General features: G+C 66.0%; 14 protein-coding genes. 9 read left to right on the top strand and 5 right to left on the bottom strand.

Translation table 11 applies throughout. From position 1 onward, the window contains the following. Window positions 1–10 precede the first annotated feature (10 nt). The 9 genes from FBZ90_RS15145 to FBZ90_RS15105 all read left to right on the top strand — a co-directional run bounded on the left by FBZ90_RS15145 (window position 11) and on the right by FBZ90_RS15105 (window position 9,740). Complete coding sequence (locus tag FBZ90_RS15145; RefSeq protein ID WP_145733441.1) at window positions 11–835, top strand: type VI secretion system accessory protein TagJ; 825 nt, start codon at window positions 11–13, stop codon at window positions 833–835. 3 nt (window positions 836–838) lie between these two features. Beyond that, window positions 839–1,330, top strand: a complete 492-nt coding sequence (gene tssE / locus FBZ90_RS15140) for a type VI secretion system baseplate subunit TssE (RefSeq protein WP_145733440.1) — start codon at window positions 839–841, stop codon at window positions 1,328–1,330. Beyond that, the gene (gene tssF, locus FBZ90_RS15135; protein ID WP_145733439.1) at window positions 1,323–3,155 is read left to right on the top strand and encodes a type VI secretion system baseplate subunit TssF; all 1,833 of its coding nucleotides are present in this window, start codon (window positions 1,323–1,325) and stop codon (window positions 3,153–3,155) included. Before tssE ends, tssF begins: the two co-directional genes overlap by 8 nt. After that, window positions 3,152–4,222, top strand: a complete 1,071-nt coding sequence (gene tssG / locus FBZ90_RS15130) for a type VI secretion system baseplate subunit TssG (protein WP_145733438.1) — start codon at window positions 3,152–3,154, stop codon at window positions 4,220–4,222. The genes tssF and tssG overlap by 4 nt, the downstream gene beginning before the upstream one ends. Window positions 4,223–4,437: 215 nt before the next feature. After that, the gene (tssH, locus tag FBZ90_RS15125) at window positions 4,438–7,113 is read left to right on the top strand and encodes a type VI secretion system ATPase TssH (RefSeq protein WP_246130432.1); all 2,676 of its coding nucleotides are present in this window, start codon (window positions 4,438–4,440) and stop codon (window positions 7,111–7,113) included. A 147-nt stretch (window positions 7,114–7,260) separates the two neighbouring features. Further along, on the top strand, window positions 7,261–7,737 hold the full coding sequence (locus FBZ90_RS15120) for an Hcp family type VI secretion system effector (protein ID WP_145733436.1): 477 nt from the start codon (window positions 7,261–7,263) through the stop codon (window positions 7,735–7,737). Between the two features lie 89 nt (window positions 7,738–7,826). Then, window positions 7,827–8,786, top strand: a complete 960-nt coding sequence (locus FBZ90_RS15115; RefSeq protein WP_145733435.1) for a hypothetical protein — start codon at window positions 7,827–7,829, stop codon at window positions 8,784–8,786. Then, entirely contained in the window at window positions 8,783–9,208 is a 426-nt protein-coding gene (locus tag FBZ90_RS15110) for a hypothetical protein (RefSeq protein WP_145733434.1), read from the top strand. The genes FBZ90_RS15115 and FBZ90_RS15110 overlap by 4 nt, the downstream gene beginning before the upstream one ends. Window positions 9,209–9,284: 76 nt before the next feature. Then, complete coding sequence (locus FBZ90_RS15105; RefSeq protein ID WP_211102059.1) at window positions 9,285–9,740, top strand: hypothetical protein; 456 nt, start codon at window positions 9,285–9,287, stop codon at window positions 9,738–9,740. 290 nt (window positions 9,741–10,030) lie between these two features. Here the strand turns inward: FBZ90_RS15105 and FBZ90_RS15100 are convergent, their stop codons facing one another. The 5 genes from FBZ90_RS15100 to FBZ90_RS15080 all read right to left on the bottom strand — a co-directional run bounded on the left by FBZ90_RS15100 (window position 10,031) and on the right by FBZ90_RS15080 (window position 19,804). Next, window positions 10,031–10,828 (bottom strand): DUF1868 domain-containing protein, encoded by a 798-nt coding sequence (locus FBZ90_RS15100; RefSeq protein ID WP_145733433.1) that lies wholly within the window; start codon window positions 10,826–10,828, stop codon window positions 10,031–10,033. Window positions 10,829–10,863: 35 nt separating this feature from the next. Continuing rightward, on the bottom strand, window positions 10,864–13,515 hold the full coding sequence (locus FBZ90_RS15095) for a TonB-dependent receptor (protein WP_186455823.1): 2,652 nt from the start codon (window positions 13,513–13,515) through the stop codon (window positions 10,864–10,866). A 107-nt stretch (window positions 13,516–13,622) separates the two neighbouring features. After that, a complete protein-coding gene (locus FBZ90_RS15090; protein ID WP_186455822.1) occupies window positions 13,623–14,792 on the bottom strand; it encodes an ROK family transcriptional regulator in 1,170 nt (389 codons plus the stop codon). 71 nt (window positions 14,793–14,863) lie between these two features. Beyond that, window positions 14,864–16,939, bottom strand: a complete 2,076-nt coding sequence (locus FBZ90_RS15085; RefSeq protein ID WP_145733430.1) for a phosphocholine-specific phospholipase C — start codon at window positions 16,937–16,939, stop codon at window positions 14,864–14,866. 66 nt (window positions 16,940–17,005) lie between these two features. Beyond that, window positions 17,006–19,804 (bottom strand): TonB-dependent receptor, encoded by a 2,799-nt coding sequence (locus FBZ90_RS15080; RefSeq protein WP_246130431.1) that lies wholly within the window; start codon window positions 19,802–19,804, stop codon window positions 17,006–17,008. Window positions 19,805–19,823 lie beyond the last annotated feature (19 nt).

Genomic DNA, 19,823 nt, shown 5'->3' with positions numbered 1-19,823 from the left:
GGAGGAACCCATGAGCCAGACCGCGATCAACCACGCCATCGAGGCCGGCGACCTGTCGGGGGCCGTGTCCGCCGCCACGGCGCACGTGCAGAAGGCCCCCACGGACAGCGGTGCCCGCTATCTGCTGGCGGAGCTGTTGTGCGTGGCGGGCCAGCTGGAACGGGCCGACACCCAGCTGTCCGTCGTGCTGAACCAGGACCCGGGCAGCATGGTTCCCATCTCGCTGCTGCGCCAGCTGATCCGGGCGGAGACGGCCCGCCAGGACTGGCACCGTGACGGCCGGCCGCCGGAATTCCTGACGGAGGTTTCCGCCATCGCCCGTCTGCATCTGGAGGCGGGGGTCAAGGCCCGCGCGGGCGACGGGCCGGCGGCAGCCGCCACGCTGGCGGAGGCGGAGGCGCTGCGCACCCCTCATGCCGGCCGGCACAAGGATGCGAGCTTCGACGACTTCCGTGATCTGGACGACGCCTGCGGCGGCCTGCTGGAAATGCTCAGCGCCGACGGCACGTATTTCTGGGTTGGCCAGGATGATGTGCTGGGCCTGGATTTCGCCCCGGCCAAGCGTCTGTCCGACCTGATCTGGCGACCTGTGCGCCTGAGCTTACGCGACGGCACCGCCGGCAGCCTGTACATGCCCATGATTTATGCCGGGGCCGGAACCGATGGCCTGACCGACCAGCACCGCCTGGGTCGCCTGACCGATTGGGTGGAGCGGGACGGCAGCATCCTGGGCCGTGGCCAGCGGTGCTTCCTGGTGGGGGAGGAGGCTGTGAGCGCCGCCGATCTCACCACCCTGCGCTTCGACGAAGCCCAGGCCGGCGTGGAGGCGGCGTAAGCCATGCCCGCCCCCCAGCCCGCCACCATCGTCCCCTCCGTCCTCGATCGGCTGATCCAGCCGGTGGAAGGGCCGACGGTGCGGAGTCCCGGCTGGAACGCCGCCCTGTCGCACCTGAAGAACTCCATCCGCCGGGACCTGGAGGCCATGCTGAACACCCGGCGTCGACCGGGAAAGCTGGGCCCGGATGTCGCCGAGGTGCAGCGCTCTCCCCTGCAGTATGGCATTCCCGACTTCACGGCCATGAGCATGGCGGCACCCGAGCGCCAAGCCGCTTTCGGCCGCGCGTTGGAGATCGCCATCCGCGAGTTCGAGCCGCGCCTGTCGGCCGTGGCGGTCACCCTGTTGAACGGGGGCCGCAATCTGGACCGCACGCTGCGTTTCCGGGTGGAGGCGATCATCCGCCTGGATCCATCGCCCGAGCCCATCGTCTTTGAGTCCGTGCTGGACCCCGTCAGCCAGACCTTCCTGATCAAGGGGGATCCCCATGCCTGACACCTTCCTGTCCCTTTACAACCAGGAACTGGCGGCCATCCGGCGGGCGGCGACCCGCTTCGCGGGGGAACACCCCAAGGTGGCGGGCAACCTGCGCATCAGTCCCACCACGGTGGACGATCCCCATGTCGCCCGCCTGATCGAATCCTTCGCCTACCTGACCGCCCGCGTGCGGCAGAAGCTGGACGACGATTTCCCCGAGCTGACGGATGCCCTGCTGGGGGTGCTCTACCCCCATTACGTGACGCCATTGCCGTCCATGGCCATCGTGCAGATGAAGGCGGCGCCGGAGCTGACGGGCAGCTTCACCGTGCCCCGGGGCGCTCAGGTGGAGACCGAGGCCGTGCGCGGCGAGCCCTGCCGCTTCCAGACCACTATGCCGGCCGAGATCTGGCCGGTGGAGGTGACGGCGGCCAGCCTGGCGTCCTTGCCGGCCGCGGCCCCCCTGGTGGCGGCCACCCGCCAGGCCAAGTCGGTGCTGCGCCTGAAGATCAGTTCCACCGCCCAGGGCCTGGGCCTGACGGACCTGGGCGTGGACCGCCTGCGCCTGTTCCTCTCTGGCCCGCCGGAGGTGGCGTACACCCTGCATGAGTTGTTGCTGAACAACGTGGTCGGCATGGCGGTGGTGGAGGATGTCAACGACCCGGCGCCGGTGGAACTGGGCCCGGAGCATCTGACACCCGTGGGGTTCGAGCCCGAGGACGGCATGGTGCCCTACGGTGCCCAGTCCTTCCTGGGCTATCGCCTGCTGAGTGAGCTGTTCGCCTTTCCGGAGAAGTTCCTGTTCGTGGACCTGGCCGGCCTCAGCGCCCGCGCCTTGCGTGGCGTCGGCCAGCATATGGAGGTCTACCTCTACCTCGACCGCGCGTGGGCGGAGGGGGAGCGGCTGGTGCGCCCGCAGGTGTTCGCCCTGGGCTGCGCACCCATGGTCAACCTGTTCCGCCAGTCGGCGGAGCCCATCATCCTGGGCCATGACGCCACCGAGTATCTGGTGCAGCCCGACGCCCGCCGGCCGGAGGCCCGCGAGATCTATGCCATCGAGCGGGTGCGCGCCTCCTCTCCTCGCGGCGAGAAGGCGGAGTTCCTGCCGCTTTACGGCAATCACCACGGCACCGATCCGGCGCGGCAACAGCACTTCTGGCATGCCATGCGCCGGCCCCGGGGCGGGCGCGACGCCAGCAGCGAGATGTACCTGTCGCTGGTGGATTTGGGGCTGAACCCCAACGCCCCGCCCGACTGGACGGTGAGCGTGGAGACGCTGTGCTTCAACCGCGACCTGCCAGCGCAATTGCCGTTCGGCGGGGGCCATCCCCGCCTGCATCTGACCGAAGGCGGCCCCATCGCAGGCGTCACCTGCCTGACCCCGCCCACGGCGGTGGTGCGGCCGCAAACCGGCAACGGCGCCCGCTGGCGCCTGATCTCCCACCTGAACCTCAACCATCTGTCGCTGATGGATGGCCAAAGGGGGGACGGCCAGGGCGGGGCGGCGGCGCTGCGGGAGCTGCTGAAGCTCTATGATCTGAAGGACACGCCGGAGACACGGGCCATCGTCGAGAGCGTCACCGCCATCAGTTATCGCCGGGCCACGGCGCGGGCACCCCACGCCGATTTTGCCGCCCTGTGCCGGGGTGTCGACATCGACCTGGTGATGGACCCGGAACGGGCGGGCGCCACGGGGGTCTACCTGCCATCAGCGGTGCTGGAGCGCTTCTTCGCGCTCTACACGTCCATCAACTCCTTCACCCGCCTGACCGTGCGGGCCAAGGGGCGGAAGGAGGCGCTGGTGCGCTGGGGGGCCCGCATCGGGGCCAAGGTGACGGCATGAACGCCATGGCGCCCGTGCCCCCCCTGTCCGGATCGCCCGCCTTGCTGGACATGCTGCGGCATGAGCCGTTCCGGTTCGACCTGTTCCGGGCCATCCAGCTGTTGGAACGGCAATTCGGCGCGTCGGCGGAGGAGGATGAGCTGCCCATCCGCTTCGCCGCCCATCAGTCGCTGTGCTTCCCCGCGCATGAGATCCAGCGGCTGCACCTGCCGGCCCCGACCGAGGGCGGGGAAGAGGGTGAGGCGGCGGAGCCCGCCCGGCTGGACCTGAACGTCATGACCCTGACGGGGCCGGTTTCCGCCCTGCCACAGGCCTATACCGAGACGGCCATCCGCAGCCTGCGCGACCGCACGCCCGGCTTCGCCGCCTTCCTCGACCTGTTCAACGATCGCATCGCCACGCTGCTGTTCCGTGCCTGGCGTCGTTACCGCCTGCCGGCCCTGTTCGAACATCGCGGGCTGGAGGGCGGGGACGCCGCCACGGCCACCCTGTTCAGCGTCGCCGGCTTTGGCACCGCCCACCTGCGCGGACGCCTGTCCGTGCCGGAGGGTGTGCCGGTCTATTACGCTGGCCTGTTCAGCCAGCAGCCGCGCGCCGCCGTTTCGCTGGAGCGCATGCTGGCCGACGCCTGTGGCCTGCCGGTCAAGGTGCGCCAGTTCGCCGGCCGCTGGATCGCCATCCCGGCGGAGGAGCAGACCTGCCTGAGGCTGGGGGGCAAGGCCCCGGCTTTCAACCGCCTGGGCGTGGATGCCGTGGCGGGGGCCCGCATGTGGGACGTGCAGGGCCAATTCCGCATCGTCCTGGGCCCCCTGACGCGGCGCCAGTTCATGGATCACCTGCCGGGTCGCCCGGGCCTGACCCGCCTGGTGGAGTTGGCGCGGCTCTACGCCGGGCCGGAGCTGGGCTTCGACGTGCAGCTGGTCCTGCATCGCGAAGAGGTGCCGCCCTGTCAGCTGGATGGCCGGAACGGCGAAGGGCCGCGCCTGGGCTACGACAGCTGGCTGGCCGCATTGCCTATGCTGCAAGATCCAGACGATGCAATCATAAGCATAGATGGCATAGACTAATTTAACTTTGAGTATATGTCGCAAGTACGGCCGGTATATTAATGTAATGTTACGTAAACGGCACGCTAACAGCCAAAAAAATAGACTCTATAACTATTGGATAAGTTCCAAACTTCTTCCGAGTTTTATTTTGCACTGTGCTGTCGGCCGGCCTGGGTCGGGCGATGGGGTAGGGGAATACGTCAACCAAAAGCGCGGGTCTTGACATGGATTCGATGGATCTAAGGACACTGGTCGATGGGCTGGACCCCACGGCCCGCCGGGCGCTTGAAGCCGCCGCCGGCGGCGCCATGGCCAAGACCCACTATGAAATCGAAATCGAGCATTGGCTGCACGCCTTGCTCGACCGGCCGGATACGGGCCTGCGCGGGGCGCTGCCCAAGGTCGGGCTGTCGCCGGAAGCGCTGGAGCGCGCGCTGGACCGGGGCTTGGCCCGCTGTCGCACCGGCAGCAGCCGCGCCCCGGCCTTTTCGCCCCGCGTCGTGTCGCTGATGCGCGAGGCCTGGTTCCTGGCCACCCTGCGCTTCAAGGCAGGGGCCGTGTCACCCCTGCACCTGCTGGCGGCCCTGGTGGCCGACGACAAGGGCGCCTTGGCTTTCGGTGACCTGGCGGCCGCGTTGGAGGCCATCGACCCGCCGGCGCTGGACGCCCTGATCGAGGCGGAGATGCCCGCGGCCGGCGCTCCCGGCGCGGCCCCGGCCTCGGCCGCCAAGCCCGGTGGGCGCACCCCCAACCTGGACGCCTACACCATCGACCTGACGGCGGAGGCGGCCCAGGGCCGCATCGACCCCATCACCGGCCGCGACGCCGAGGTGCGGCAGGTGATCGACATTCTGACCCGCCGCCGGCAGAACAACCCCATCCTGGTGGGCGAGGCCGGCGTGGGCAAGACCGCCGTCGTGGAAAGCCTGGCCCTGCGCATCGCCGCGGGCGAGGTGCCGGCCGCCCTGCGCGAGGTCAGCATCCGCACGCTGGACCTCGGCCTCTTGCAGGCCGGCGCCGGGGTTAAGGGGGAATTCGAGAACCGCCTGAAGGGCGTGATCGACGAGGTCAAGGGCTCGATCAAGCCCATCATCCTGTTCGTGGACGAGGCGCACACCCTGATCGGCGCCGGTGGCCAGGCGGGGCAGGGCGACGCCGCCAACCTGCTGAAGCCGGATCTGGCCCGTGGCGCCCTGCGCATGGTGGCGGCCACCACGTGGGCGGAATACAAGCGCTATATCGAGCGCGACGCCGCCCTAGTGCGCCGCTTCCAGCCGGTCAAGGTGGATGAGCCGGATGAGAACACCGCCATCGCCATGATGCGCGGCCTGGTACCCACGCTGGAGAAGCACCACGGCGTGCGCATCCTGGACGCGGCCGTGCGGGCGGCGGTGCACCTGTCGCACCGCTACATCACCGGCCGGCAGCTGCCCGATAAGTGCGTCAGCGTCCTGGACACGGCGGCGGCCATGGTGGCCATGAGCCAGGCCGGCCGACCCGAGGCCCTGGACGCCGTGGCGCGCGAGACCGAGGGGCTGGAGGCGGAAAAGGTTTCCCTGCTGCGGGAGGTGGCGCTGGGCGCCGACCATGGCGACGCCATCGCCACCCTGGACGAGCGGCTGGCCGACGCCCAGCGGCGCCAAGCCGCCCTGCACCAGCGCTGGACGGAGGAACGCCGCCTGGTCGATGAGATCATCGGCGTGCGCGGCGCCCTGGAAACCAAGATCGCCCAGTCGGCCCAAGACGACGCCCCGGCGAGCGACACCGACGTGGCCGCCCTGCGCGGCCGCCACGCCCGCCTGCACCAGGACCTGACGGACCATCAGGGCGAGCAGCCGCTGATGCACCACGACGTCACGGCCCAGGCCGTGGCCGAGGTGGTGGCGCGCTGGACCGGCATTCCCGTCGGCCGCATGCTGTCCAGCGAGATCGAGACGGTGCTGGGCCTGGAGGGGCGTCTGGGTCAGCGGGTGGTGGGCCAGGACGATGCCCTGCACCTGATCGCCGACGTGCTGCACACCGCGCGCGCCGGCATCGCCGACCCGCGCAAGCCGCCCGCCATCTTCCTGCTGGCCGGTCCCAGCGGCGTGGGCAAGACGGAAACGGCCCTGGCGCTCGCCGACATGATGTATGGCGGGGAGCAGAGCCTGACCGTCATCAACATGTCGGAATTCAAGGAGGAGCATAAGGTCTCCCTCCTCATGGGCTCTCCACCCGGTTATGTCGGCTATGGCGAGGGCGGCATCCTGACCGAGGCGGTGCGCCGCCGGCCCTACGGCGTGCTGCTGCTGGATGAGATGGAGAAGGCGCATCCCGGCGTGCAGGACATCTTCTACCAGGTGTTTGACAAGGGCGTGCTGCGGGACGGCGAGGGCCGCGACATCGACTTCCGCAACACCACCATCCTGATGGCCTCCAACGCCGGGTCGGACCTGCTGACCGCCCTGGCGGCGGATCGCGAGACCCTGCCGGACCTGGCGGGCCTGTCGGCGGCGCTGCACCCTGAACTGCTGAAGCACTACAAGGCCGCCTTCCTGGGCCGCGTCACGGTGGTGCCCTACCTGCCGCTGACGGCCGAACGTCTGCGTGACATCGTCGGCCTGCAACTGGGCCGCCTGCGCCAGCGGGTGGAGCAGACCTACGGCGCCACCCTGACGGTGTCGCCCGCGGTGGTGGAGCGGCTGGTGGCGCGCTGCGGCGAAAGCGACGTTGGCGCCCGCGCCATCGACCATGTGCTGTCACGCAGCCTGATGCCGGCGCTGTCCAAGCGCCTTCTGGAAACCCTGGCCGCCCGGCGCACCGTGGCCGCGGCGACCGTGGATTGGGATGACGAGGCCGGGGATTTCCGGATCGACATCCAGACGGTGCCACTGGCCGAAAGGCCGATGGTGGAGTCCGCGGCGGAATAAGGGCCGCCAAGGCCCCGCCCGGACCCAAGCCGCTTGGGGTCACCCGGCGCACCGTACCTACCGCACCGGCCGCTGGCCGCCCGCCAGTCCGGTGCATCGACGCAAACCCGCGTTCAACCAAAGTCCATGAAGTGAGGAGAACTACGAATGCCCATTTACCTGCAGATCGACGGCATCTCCGGCGACGCCACCCAGCAGAACCACCAGCAGTGGACCGACATCAAGACCCTGCAGTGGGGCGTGACCCGGTCCATGAACACCCTGGCTGGCGCCACCGCCAACCGCGAAGGGTCCGAGCCGTCGGTGCGCGAAGTCGTCCTGACCAAGACCAGCGACAGCTCCTCCGTGAAGCTGTTCTCCCAGGCCTGCAGCGGTCGCACGGGCGTGACCGCCAAGATCCACATCGTCACCGCCGGCAACCCGGGTGACACCTACATCGAGTTCACCCTGACCAACACCCTGATCTCGTCCTACAACATCTCGGCGTCCAGCGACCGTCCGGAAGAGCAGATCGTGCTGAACTTCACCAAGGTGGAGATGAAGTACACTCCGTACGACAGCCAGCACAATCCGCAGTCCCCGATCATCGCCTCCTACGACCTGGCCACCACCAAGTCGGCTTGATCGAGTAGCAGCAACCCTGCGGGCATTTTGCCCGCAGGGTTTGCGTGAGCATGTAAGAATAAAGTTCTAGCTCTGGTCGGAGATTCGCCATGGCTTATGGATTAGATAGTAATTGGGGCCCCTATCGTGATCAGCAGGATGCCGCTAGCCATCTATCGATGTTTGTAGACCATGCATGTGGCCCGGCTGTCGGAATTAGCTGGGCTTCCAACGGATATTTATATCCTTTGCGCGCACCGGTACTGGATGCAGATGGATTCGGAGATGTTTTAGTTTTTCATTGGAGCCATATTCCTGAAGCCGTGCCGAAACCTGCGCCGCCAACAGGTTTCTGGGGGAGGGCCAAAGCCTTTATAGAACGCTGCATGGAAGCCCAGGTCCAATCGGATCTGGTGCAAACCCAGGCCCAGTTGGCAATGTCTGGGAATATTAATCGTGTTATTGATAGAGCTTTTTCGCATAATGACGATACGATGGGCATCGCCATCGATGTGTTCTGTGTGGCAACTTCTTTAATTCTAATCCCAACCGGATTGGGTATGCTTGGTCTGGTCGCCTTAGGTGCTAGTGGATATCTGCTCTATGCTGATGGTCGCGCTTATGGAATGGAACTTCAGGGCAATGAAGAAGATGCAGAGAATTACAAGAAGCAAACGGAGAAATATAGAATTATCGCTACTCTGTTGACTCTTCCAGATTTTGCTGCAGGACTTCCCAAAGTTTGGCGAGAAATTTCTGAGGCTCGTGCTATATATAAATTGGAAAATACTGCTCGTGCGGCGGAAAATATGGCCGCGCGCACGTCAAATAGCGCGCGTGCCGAACGTTTTGCGAATGTTGCTGAGCGGGCGCACGCTCGTTCCCGAGAAATATCCAATAAAATTCAAATTGCTTTCGCGCTTGAAATTTCTCCACGGGCTGCATCCACTGGTGGGTGGGCGTTGCTTTTTAACGAGCATCTAACCAATTTAAAGGAGGAAGAAAAAGAAGCCCGCTTACGGGGAATTTCACAAAGGCTTCAGATACACAGTGCAGCGGTGAAGAGATGATCCCAAATAATGATCAATCTATTGGTAAAAAGCCAACAAGCTGGTACATATTCAATTTTGCTGTCGCAGCTTTGGGTCTCCCGATTTTGGTAAACAGTTTTATGGGGAATTTGAATATTCATCCAAATGACGATGCAGTCACATTTTTCGCGTTCATGCTCATGATAATTTTATTATATTCTCCTAGATTAATTTTTTGGGAGAAAGTGCCTGCTCGCTTTCAGGAAGTGGTCAGAAATGCAATTATCTCTATTTTTATAATGGAGATTATAGCAACAATTGCCGTGTTATCTTTATTTTTCGCCAATCTCCAGGTTTCAGCGGGAGGGGGAGAGCGATTTGTGGCAGTCTATGACACGAGCTTAGCTGCCCTATGCCAAATTTCTACTATCATCTGGCTGTTGCGCTACCGTAAGGAATAGTCTCACGGAGAATGTTGCGTGGCTGGGGCGGGCTTATCGGGTACGGGATGCCGACCACGTCATTGAGGTTTGGTGCATGCAAGGACCCAGCCATATACGGACCAACATCACCGCCGTCGCATGCGCTGCGGTCAGTATAGCGCTGTTCAGCATGATACCGGCTTACGGAAAGACCTGCACTCCGAAGGATGCGGAAAAGGCTGACGAAATGGTCGACCAGATGAATAGCTGGGCCAAGGTCTACGACGCCTATGCCAAGTACGGGCATTGCGACGACGGTGAAATCGCCGAAGGCAATTCAGAGGCCGTGGCGCGGCTGTTGGTCGACCATTGGAAGACATTGCCTCAGTTGGGCACGCTGATCCAGCGTCATGCACAACTGAAGGACTTCGTACTGCGCCACGTTGACGCCACGCTGGACACCCGGGATTTGGACCGCATCAAGACGCTGTCTACGTCGTCATGCCCGGCTGGTCTGGACTCATTATGCCAAGATTTATCGATGGCGGCGACCAAATCGGCAGCCCAATAAGCTGATCTCAACCGGAATATGACACATTATACTCAATATCGTCTCTCGTATTGCGGGCATAGGGCCTGGTAGCCTGGTGGTTCTGGAACAGTTTATCCCGGATAATGATCAGTAAAGTGGAATGAGAATAGGTCTTTCTCATCACGCCGCAGAACGCCTGACGCTGCATAGCATTGCAGTTCAGAAAAGATAAACGAAATTTATTACCAGGCCAAATTCCGACTATTTTCTGGCTGCTGCGCTATCGCAATGAATAGTGCGGCGCCAATACCGCACACGCGGACAGGCTCTCAGGCCAGGAAGAACTGGCGCTGGAAGGCGAACATGTCCTTCAGGGTGCAGTATTCCGGCGCCCCCAGCAGGATCAGGGGGCTGGCGTCCCGCAGCCGGGCCTTCCACAGCCGCAGGGCCGCGCGGTAGTCCTGCTCCTCCGCCGCCGTCAGCCAATCGATTTGATAGGCGATGGTGATGTGGAAGCGATAGCGGTCATGGCCGGGCGCGCGGATGTCCAGGCAGGCGGACAGGCGGTCCCGCAGGATGCGCAGCTTGCGATCCTCGGCCGCGTCGGCCGGCAGCAGGCGCAGGGTCAGCGGGCCCTCGCCGGGGGCGGGCTCCGCCGGGTCCACCCTCATGCGCAGCGGCAGGTCGCAGTCCAGCGCGAAGGCGCGCAGCCGATCCCCCAGCAAGTGGTCGCAGTCCGCCATGGGGGCGTCCAGCGGGATGGTGCTGGGCCACAGCCCGGACTTTCGTTCCACATCGTTGGCGCCGCCGAAGACGGTCATGTGATAGCTGGAGGGCGGCAGCAAGGTGATCTTGCGGCTGAAAGCGTGGGCCGGCGCCTCGCGATAAATGTCCAGGAGGGCACCGAAGGCCGCGGCGTTTTCCCCCTGCTGCGGCAGATGGCAGATGATGGTGTTGCCCATGAAGGGCTTCACCCGGCCATCGGGCCAGAACTTGCGGCCCACATCGGGTGGGCGGTCGGGGCGGGACGACCCGTCGCCGGTCGGTTGCGCCCGCGCCGACGTGGCCAGCAGGCTTGTGCCCAGAACGCCCAGCAGGGCGCGGCGGACGGTATCAGGGTCGGGCATCGGTGGCCTTTGGTTTTCCGAATTGATGAGGGGCGTCAGAAGCGCAGGGCCGCGCCCAGCATGACGGTGGGGGCGAAGCCGATATATTGCCGTCCCAGTTCCAGGTCGCGGCCGTCATTTTCCCGCACGTCCTCGCCGGTCAAGTTCTGCACGGTGACGCTGACTGACAGCATGTGGCTGACATCGTAGGACAACTGCAGGTCCAAGCGGTCGGCCGGCATGTAGTCGCGGTTCTGGTAGTAGACGGCCGCCCCGGTCAGGTTCGAATAACGGTCGTCCCACATCCTCCCGGTGTGATTCCAGGCGATGCGGCCATGCAGCTTTTCGCCTTCATAGTAGAGCGAGACGTTGAAGACGCGGTTGGCCTGCTGCGGCAGCTCATGCCGGTCCACCACCGTGCCGTCGCCCAGGATGATGGGGAAGCTGGTCCACGACATCATGCCATTGGCGGCGATGCCGAAGCCGGAAAACGGCTCCGGCAGGAAATCGAAGTCGTGGATGAAATTGAACTCCAGCCCCTTGACGATGGCGTCATGCGGGGAGTTGCGCGCCTCGGAGACGTTTACCGGGGCGTTCACGCCGTTCACCGGCAGCGTTTCCGTCTGGGTGAAGGTGAAGATCTCATTATGGATGGTCTTGTAGTATCCGCCCAGCGAGACCAGCCCCCGGCCGTGGTCCAGATACCATTCCTCCGCGACATCGATATTGTCGGACAGGCGGGGCTTCAGGTCCGGATTGCCCTGGGACAGGGTGTAAATGGCGCCGGTGGTGGAGAGCGAGCCGCCGTGGGTGGCCTGGTCGGAATAGCGGGGCCGTCCCAGGGTGCGGCTGTAGGCCAGGCGCAACTGGCTGTCATCGCTGGTGTGCACCGTTCCCGTGATCGAGGGCAGGGGGGTGGTGTAGCTCTTGTCCGACGTCGCCGGGCCAATGACGCCATTGGTCTTCACATAGCCGTCGGAGGTGAAGCGCGTGCCCTCCACCCGGGCGCCGGCCTGTACCCGTCCCCAATCTGCGGTATAGGCCAGCAGCCCATAGCCGGCGTAGATATCCTCGCTCACCCGGTAATCGCCGCCCAGGGCCGAGGCGGTGTCGCTGGTCTGCGCGGCGGAGCCGGCATAGGCGGCGGCCACTTTGGCGTAGCTGCGCCGGAAGGCCTGGTCCGCCAGGGTCTGGCTGATCAGCGGGATGCCGCCATCGTTGCAGGTATAGCCGCAGGTGTACTGGCCGGCGAAGGCGTCGGCCAGGGTATAACCGCCGGCGTTGTAGGTGGTCTGCGTCAGGCTGTTGTCCTGCCGCGTGCCCACCCATTTGGCGCCCACCTTGAAGCCCAGGCCCCGGTCTTCCGGCCCGACATGGCGGGATAGGCTGGCCTGGACGTCGAAGACGTTCTCACCCAGCTGATAGTCCTGGAACTGGCGGTAGTTCTGATTATAGAGCGCCCAGTTGTGGGCCTTGCCGCCGTCCACGGCCGTAAACAGCGGCGCGTCGCCGCTGGTGTCGTAGGTGAAGGCCAAATTGCTCTGCGTGAAGCGGTCGAAGATCTGCGGGTTGTCCAGCAAGGCGCGGGACCAGCTGCCGCCCAAATCGGCGACCAGATCGCCGGCGAAGGTGTAACTGGCGCCGCTGTTCACGCCCCAAAGCTTGCGCGTGAAGTTGAGGTTGGCCCTCTGGGCGTACTGGTTGACCGATGACAAGGTGCCGCTGGTTTCCGTCTGGCCGGCGTCCGTCGCGCCGGCGTTGACGGCGGCGTTCAGGTCGTTCCGCACCGCCGTCTCATGCTGATAGTAATAGAAGGACGACAGGTGGGCGCTCAGCTGGGGGCTGGGCTTCCAGTCCAGGCGGGCGCTGGTGCCCAGGCGCCGGCGGTCATCCTGGTAGTTGTACCAGAGGCGGCCGGCCGGCACGGCGATGCCATTGCCGCCATAGGCCGTCGCCGCCGGCTTGCCGTTGGCCTGGTACCAGTTGGTGGCTGCGGCCGTCTCCTCCTGCGGGACGAAGATATCCCGTTCCCAATAGCTGGCGGACACCAGCAGGCCGAACTGGTCATCCCGGCCGAATTGCCAGGAGGAGCGCACCTGCCCCTCGCCCGCCGGGGTGCGCCCGCCGGCATCGTCGCGTTGGAGGTTGTAGCCGCCCTTGGCCGAAACCACCGTGGTGCCGTCGGGAAAGTCGAAGGCGCTGGGCGTCACCAGGTTGACCACACCGCCAACCGCATGCCCGTCCAGGTCGGGGGAACCGGACTTGTACACCTCCATCCGCTGCGCCAGGTTGGACGGCAGGGTTTCCATGTAGACCTGCCGGCCGCCGCTGTCCGGGGTGGCGAAGGTGAAGCCGTCGATGGTCACGGTGTCATAGTTGGCGTCGAACCCCCGGATGGTCACGAAGCGCGGCTCGCCCTGATAAATCAGGACGTTGACGCCGGCCACGCGCTTCAGGGCGTCGGCCACGTTGAAATCGGGCAGGGTCCCCGTCTCATCCGCCGAGACCGCGTCCAGCACCTGCACCGCGTCGCGTTTGACCGCCGTGGCGCGCAGGTTGGATGTGCGCTGCCCGGTGATGGTGATCTCCTGCAAGTCATCATCCCCGCCGGCCGTCTGGGCCAGCGCAGGCGCTGGGCGCAGCGCCACCAGGGCGCAGCCGGTCAGCAAGGCAAGACGGCAGGCGGTCGAAAAGCGGTGCGTGGTCATGATGGTGGCTCCCCCGATGGCTCGAAGGAATAAATAACTCACCATGAGTTACTATTTATCTGTCAATTTATGATATTTCCATGACACGACTTCCGGCGCGGCCGGCTTCAAAAGAAGTGATGCAGGAAGGGCAGGGTGGCGGCCCCCAGCGCCGCGCTGTCGCCCCCGGTGCGGGAGGCCACCAGGGTGGGAAAGCGTCGGTCCTGGTCCCGCACCGGCACGGAATAGAAGTGCGCCCGCTCGATCAGGCGCAGGGTCAAGCCGGGCGGGATGCGACCGCCGATGACAATGGCGTCGGGGTCGAGGACGGCGGCGGCCGCGGAGAGGATGGCGGACACACCCTCCCCCGTGCGGGCCAGCCACGTCTCCACGGCTGGCCACTCCGGATCGAAGGCCTGGACCAGGGCGCCGACGGAGGGGAAGGGGCGGCCCGTACCCGGCTGGGCATTCACCAGGTCCAGCAACAGGCGCAGGGTGGGGCGGTCCGGCCGGGTCGAGGGCGGCAAGGTGCCGGTGAATTCACCGGCGTTGCCGTTGCGTCCCCGCCAGGGCTTGCCGTCCAGCACGACGCCGCCGCCCAGGCCGGAGGCGATGTGGATGTAGGCGAAGCTGCGGTGATGCTGGCCGGCGCCATAGACGCTTTCGCCTGCCGCCGCGGCGCTGCCGTCATTTTCGATCCACACCGGCAGTTCCAGAGCCGCGCCCAGATGGGCCTCAAGGTCGGTCAGCGCCCAGTCGTTCATGACCAGGGGCGCGTTCACCGCTCCCCGGCTGTCGACGAAAAAGCCGGGGATGGCCACGCCCACGCCCACCAGCCGGGAGCGGTCGAAGCCGCCGGCGCCAGACAGATCTTTCAGTATGCTGCCCAGATGGCGGGTGACGCGGCCACGGTCGGCGGTGTCGAACAATTCCTCATGCGTGGCCCTGACGCGCCCCGACAGGTCGATCACCACGGCGGACAGGGCGTCGTCCATAATCGAAACGCCGACGGAAAAGGCGGCGTCGCGGGCGATCTCGATGGGCAGGCTGGGCTGTCCCGGGCCCGACGGCACCTTGGGACCGCCCACCACCAGGTCGCGCTCCATCAGGGCCGCGACCAGCCGCACGATGGATTGCAGGGTCAGACCGGTTTCCCGGGCCAGGTCGGCCCGGGAGATGGGGCCCTTTTCGCGGATGAGACGAAGCAGGCGCCGCTCATTGGCGGAACAGAAGCCCTCCGGGACGCTGGTTGCGGGGGCGCCCCGTCCGGCGGCGGCCGGCGTCGACACGATATCCATGAGACTGCTCATTCACGCGGGGGTAACCTCGCGCTCTTATCTCAGGATGACGCGCGGGACGCACCCCTCTTTCAGCTATAGGCCCCCCAAGCCGGATCGGACCGGCTGATGCCACCGGTTTCGATATGGCCAGCCAGGCGCCAGCGCAGTTCCCCCCCCGCCCCCGTGAGGGCCAGCGTCGCGTCGTACCAGCCATCGCTGGCGGCCGTGTGCCAGGCGAACGGGCGCCGTTCCTTGGCCGCCACCGTCGCCGTCACGCTGGCCGCGCCATAGGCGCCGTCGTCCAGGCGCAGATGCAGGACGTCGCCGCCGTGGTTTTCCACGGCCAGGGCCAGCGTCAGATCCGCGCCCTGGGCCGCCGCCGCCAGGGCCAGCCGGCCGATCAGGTCGACGCTGGCCGTCAGGTGGCGCAGGAAGCCGTTCGGACCCAGCACCAGGATGTCGCATCCCCGGGCGTCATGCAGGGGCAGGGGGGCTGACAGGCTGGTGCCGGGGGAGAGGGTGTGGCGCGCGGGGTTGACGCCGGGCGCCAACCGATCGAACACATGGAAGACCGCCCCCGCCCGGCCCCGGTTGCTGAAGGCCAGGGCCGGCCGTCCATCCGCCCCCGTCTCCAAATCCACGGCCAGGTCATAGGGCGTGGGCCGCGCCGGGCGCTGCCCCGGTTCCTGGGGCAGGGGCGCATTGTGATGCACGGGGGTGGGGTCCGGCTTGTGGGCCTGCGCCTCCACCTGGGCACGATAGCCCCGTGTGTCGGGCAGCGCCGTCACCGGGGGCTGAGCCGGCCGGGCGAAGTCGAAGGCGCTGGTCAGGTCGCCGCAGACCGCCCGGCGCCAAGGGCTGATGTTGGGTTCCGTCACCCCGAACCGCGCCTCCAGGAAGCGCAGGACGGAGGTGTGGTCGAACACCTCGGAACAGACGGCACCGCCGGTGGTCCAGGGAGAGACGACGATCATGGGCACACGGGCGCCCAGGCCGAAGGGCTGTCCGTCGCCGGTGTTGACCGCGCCGGTCAAGTCCACGTTGGACAGGCCGCCGGCCGGCGCCGTCGGCGGGGCCGGCGGCAGCACATGGTCGAAGAACCCGTCGTTCTCGTCATACAGCACGAACAGGGCGGTATGGCGCCATGTCTCCGGATTGGCGGTCAGCGCCTCCAGCACCGTGGCGATGTAGGCGGCGCCGTCCAGCGGGGCGTAGCGCGGATGTTCGGAATGGTTGTGCGGCGGCATCAGCCAGGAGACGGCGGGCAGGCGGCCCGCCTTGGCGTCGGCGGCGAAGACGCTGGGCGGGCGGCGGGTCATCGCTTTGGCGTGCAGCGGCGACCCCACCGGGGCATGGGCGAACTGCGCGAAAAAGCGCAGGGCGTTGAAACAGCTGACACCGTCGTTCTCATCCACCGCCGGCCGGTGGCGGGGCCGGATCATGTCCTGGACATCGATGGTGAAGGGACCGTCCGCGTCCACCCCCTGGTACACACACCAGGAGATGCCGGCCTTCTCCAAGCGCTCGGGATAGGTGGTCCAGGAAAAGGCCGGACCGTTCAGAGGCTGGAAGTCCGGCCCCTCCGCAGGCTGCTTCAGCACCGGGCCGCCCGCCAAGCCCAAGGGGTCGGTGGTGCCGGTCATGAGATGGATGCGGTTGGGATTGGTGGCGCTGGGGGTGGAGCAGAAGAAGGCGTCGCAGATGGTGAAGGCGTCGGCCAGCGCGCAGTGGAAGGGGATGTCGGCGCGGGTGTAATGCGCCATGGTCAGCGCGCCCTTGGCCGGCACCCAATTGTCGTTGCGACCGCCATTCCAGGCGGCGTGCCCGTCCACCCAGGAATGGGGCAGTGAGGCGATGTTCTGCGCGGCGGTCGAGGCCCCATCCAGGGGGAAGGGGCGCACATGGCCACCCTTGCCGTCCGCCTGGCGCCAGATGTCGCCATTGCTACCGGGTGCCGTCGCCCGGTCATGAAAGCCCCGTACGCCGCGCAGCGTGCCGAAGTAATGGTCGAAAGACCGGTTTTCCTGCATCAGGATGACGACATGGCGGATGTCCGCCAGGCTGCCGCTGCCAGCCGGCGGGGACAGGGCCAGGGCGCGGTGGATGGGCGCCAGCAGGGCGGCGGCGCCAGCGGCGGAGAGAAGGTGGCGTCGGGTGGGCCGCACGGGAAATCTCGCGTCGAAAAGGGGAAGAATCCCCGGGGGGCGAGCCCCCCCGGGGATAATGGACGATCACAGGTCGGGCGTGAACCGCACCCCCACCCAGAACACCGTGGGGACGGAGTAGCTGTCCTTCAGCAGGTTCTGGTTGGGGCCCACCAGGCTGGTCAGGCGGCTGTGGGTCAGGTTGCTGGCCTCGCCGAACACGGTCACGCTGTCGCGCACCTTGTAGCTGGCCTGCAAGTCCAGCTGCTCACGCGGGGCCCAGTAGAGATCCTGCCAGGCGATGTCGGGAACGATGGAGCGCAGGGCCTTGCCCTGGCGGTTGTAGGCCAGGCGGACCTCGAAATCGCTATCGCTGTAGAACACCTGGACGTTGCGCGTCTGGTTGGGTTGGCCCACTAGGCGGCTCAAGGTGCGGGTGGCGCCGCTGGACTGCACCACCGACAGCTCGCCTTGCATGAACGACCAGTTGCCGCTGACGCCGAAGTCGCGCAGCCACGGATGGATCCATTCCAGCGAATTGACGATGGCGTTCAACTCCACGCCCCGGATGGAGGCGTTGCTGGCGTTCTGCGGGGTGGAGACCACGGCGTTGCTGTAGGTCACACCCTGGTAGGTGTAGCCGATGGAGCTGGCCGTGAAGATCTCGTCCTTGATGTCCTTGTTGAACAAGGCCAGCGACAGCAGGCCGCCGCCCTCGTTAGGCAGCTTGTAGTCGAAGGCCAGATCGACGTTGGTGGACAGGCGCGGCTTGATGTTGGGGTTGCCGATGGTGACGGACACGCCGGTGGCGTTGGGGTTGCCCAGGTCGGAGGCGTTGGTGAAGCTGATGGAGGTGCGGGCGGCGTAGCTGTCATAGCTGGGCCGGCCGATGGTCTGGCTGGCGCCCACGCGGACGTCCATGTCACGGGTGATGTCGTAGCTGGCCAGGGCGGAGGGCAGCAGGTAATCGTAGCTGGAACTGGTCTTCAGGTCCGTCCACGCGCCGGAGATCTTGGCCCGGCTGATGGTGTCCTGGTCCGTGCTGTCGTTGTGCAGACCCACTTGGGCGTGGAAATCGTCCAAGGCGTAGGCGACGGTGGCATAGGCGCCCACCGTCTGTTCCGTGTGCTTGAAGTTGTCCTGGTTGTTGAAGGACGACTGGTCCGTCAGGTTGAACCAGGACGGGTTCGCGTTGAACGCGGCCCAGGCCTTGGCCGGGTCGATGGTCAACAGGTTCAGGCCCTGGGAATATTTCATCGGCGCCCCGGCCGGGCCGGCGGCGTTGATCAGCAACAGGCTGCCGGCGGTGTTGTTCGGCTCCCAATCATTACGCCAGACGTTGTAGTCGGGGCGGTCGTCGGTGAAGCTGGCGCCCACGGCGAAGCCCAGGCCCTGGTCCTTGGGGCCCATGTTGTAGCGGTAGTCGGCCCGGGTGTTCTTGATGTCGTCATCGGCCGAGCGCTTGGCGTTGCGCCAGTACAGCCCGCTGTAGTTCGACAGGTTGTAATAGGCGCTGGGCGCCATGGCGAACTGCTGGTTCAACTGGCTGGTGTCGTAGGTAAAGCCATAGGCGGGCTTGGCCGCGTTGGCGCTGATGGCGCCGGCGGAACCGGGGGCGGGATAGCTCAACCCGGTCATGTACTTCACCATGTCGAACGGCTCGCGGTAGGTCGACCGCGAAATGTCGCCGCGCACCGACAGCACCTGGTTGTTGGCCGGCCGCCAGTCCAGCCCCGCTTGCGCCAGGTTGGTGGTGGTGATGATGTTGGAATGCTCGAACCCGACCTCAACGTCGCCGCCGGGATAGCTGCCCGAGGTGGGCGTCTGATTGAACACGGTGCCGGTGTTGCGCGGATCGAGGATGACCTCGTTCCGTTCCATGGTATCGACGAAGCGGTAATGGCCCAGCGTCAGGAAGCCATAAAGCGTGTCCGTGGGCTGCGCTTCCAGCTTGGTGGTGGCGCCCACGCGCTGGCGGCTGTCTTCCACGTACCAGTACTTGTCCTGCTGCGGCACGGCGATGCCGTTGCCCAGGTTGTTGTTTTTCTGCAGGACGCCGGCGCTGTTGTAGAAGTTGTAATGGACCGTGTCCGTCGTCATGTGGGTGTCGGTGAAGCTGTCCAGCTTCTGGTAATTGGCCGACACCACCACGCCGAACATGTGGTCGGGGCCGAAGGTCATGCTGCCCGTGCCGCTGATGCGCCGGCCCAGCGGGTCCTGGCTGCGCGGCTGGCCGTGGTCGTTGGCCATGCCCAGCGCGCCCTCTGCCGTGAAGAAGGGACGGCCGCCATTGTCGAAGGCGCTGCGCGTCTTCAGGTTGATGGCGCCACCCACGGCGTTGGGGTCGAGATCCGCGGTGAAGGTCTTGGTCACCTGCAGTTCGCTGATCATGGAGGTGGGCAGGATGTCCAGCCGCACGCCGCGCCCCATGGAGCCCAGGTTGCCGTTGGGCGTGCCGGGGCTGGCGATGGGCACACCGTCGATGGTCACGTTGTTGTACGCGGGGCCCAGGCCGCGGATGACGGGCGTCGCCGCCTCGTCGCGCGGGTGTTCGTTGTCGGTGGCCGGCAGGACGGACAGGCCGGGCACGCGCCGCAGCGCCTCGACGATGGTGCGGTCCGGCAGGGCCTGGGCGTCGTCGGCGCTGATGACGTCGGTGACGCCAGGGGTGTTCAGCTTGGTGTCGATCGCCTTGGCGTTCGATCGCCGAACGCCGGTGACGATGATCTCCTCCACGTTATCGGTGGCATCGGCCGGCGCCGCGGCCGCCGGTGTCGCCCCCGTTGGCGTGTCCGCCGGTTGCGCCCAGGCCGTCACCGCCTGCAGCAGCCCCCAGGACAACGCGGTTCCCATCAAGGCGCGCTTGCGCCGACCATCACAGAGCATGATCCCCAACCTCATTTCT

The sequence above is a fragment of the Nitrospirillum pindoramense genome (genome assembly GCF_007827955.1).
Lineage (GTDB): Bacteria > Pseudomonadota > Alphaproteobacteria > Azospirillales > Azospirillaceae > Nitrospirillum > Nitrospirillum amazonense_B.
The sequence above is the reverse complement of the archived record's forward strand: the minus strand, read 5'-3'. Positions and strand labels throughout refer to the sequence as shown.

Excerpts from the sequence above, each read along its gene's own strand:
- FBZ90_RS15145 (WP_145733441.1), top strand. The coding sequence starts at position 11 with ATGAGCCAGACCGCGATCAACCACGCCATCGAGGCCGGCGACCTGTCG.
- tssE (WP_145733440.1), top strand. The coding sequence starts at position 839 with ATGCCCGCCCCCCAGCCCGCCACCATCGTCCCCTCCGTCCTCGATCGG.
- tssF (WP_145733439.1), top strand. The coding sequence starts at position 1,323 with ATGCCTGACACCTTCCTGTCCCTTTACAACCAGGAACTGGCGGCCATC.
- tssG (WP_145733438.1), top strand. The coding sequence starts at position 3,152 with ATGAACGCCATGGCGCCCGTGCCCCCCCTGTCCGGATCGCCCGCCTTG.
- tssH (WP_246130432.1), top strand. The coding sequence starts at position 4,438 with ATGGATCTAAGGACACTGGTCGATGGGCTGGACCCCACGGCCCGCCGG.
- FBZ90_RS15120 (WP_145733436.1), top strand. The coding sequence starts at position 7,261 with ATGCCCATTTACCTGCAGATCGACGGCATCTCCGGCGACGCCACCCAG.
- FBZ90_RS15115 (WP_145733435.1), top strand. The coding sequence starts at position 7,827 with ATGGCTTATGGATTAGATAGTAATTGGGGCCCCTATCGTGATCAGCAG.
- FBZ90_RS15110 (WP_145733434.1), top strand. The coding sequence starts at position 8,783 with ATGATCCCAAATAATGATCAATCTATTGGTAAAAAGCCAACAAGCTGG.
- FBZ90_RS15105 (WP_211102059.1), top strand. The coding sequence starts at position 9,285 with ATGCAAGGACCCAGCCATATACGGACCAACATCACCGCCGTCGCATGC.
- FBZ90_RS15100 (WP_145733433.1), bottom strand. The coding sequence starts at position 10,828 with ATGCCCGACCCTGATACCGTCCGCCGCGCCCTGCTGGGCGTTCTGGGC.
- FBZ90_RS15095 (WP_186455823.1), bottom strand. The coding sequence starts at position 13,515 with ATGACCACGCACCGCTTTTCGACCGCCTGCCGTCTTGCCTTGCTGACC.
- FBZ90_RS15090 (WP_186455822.1), bottom strand. The coding sequence starts at position 14,792 with ATGGATATCGTGTCGACGCCGGCCGCCGCCGGACGGGGCGCCCCCGCA.
- FBZ90_RS15080 (WP_246130431.1), bottom strand. The coding sequence starts at position 19,804 with ATGCTCTGTGATGGTCGGCGCAAGCGCGCCTTGATGGGAACCGCGTTG.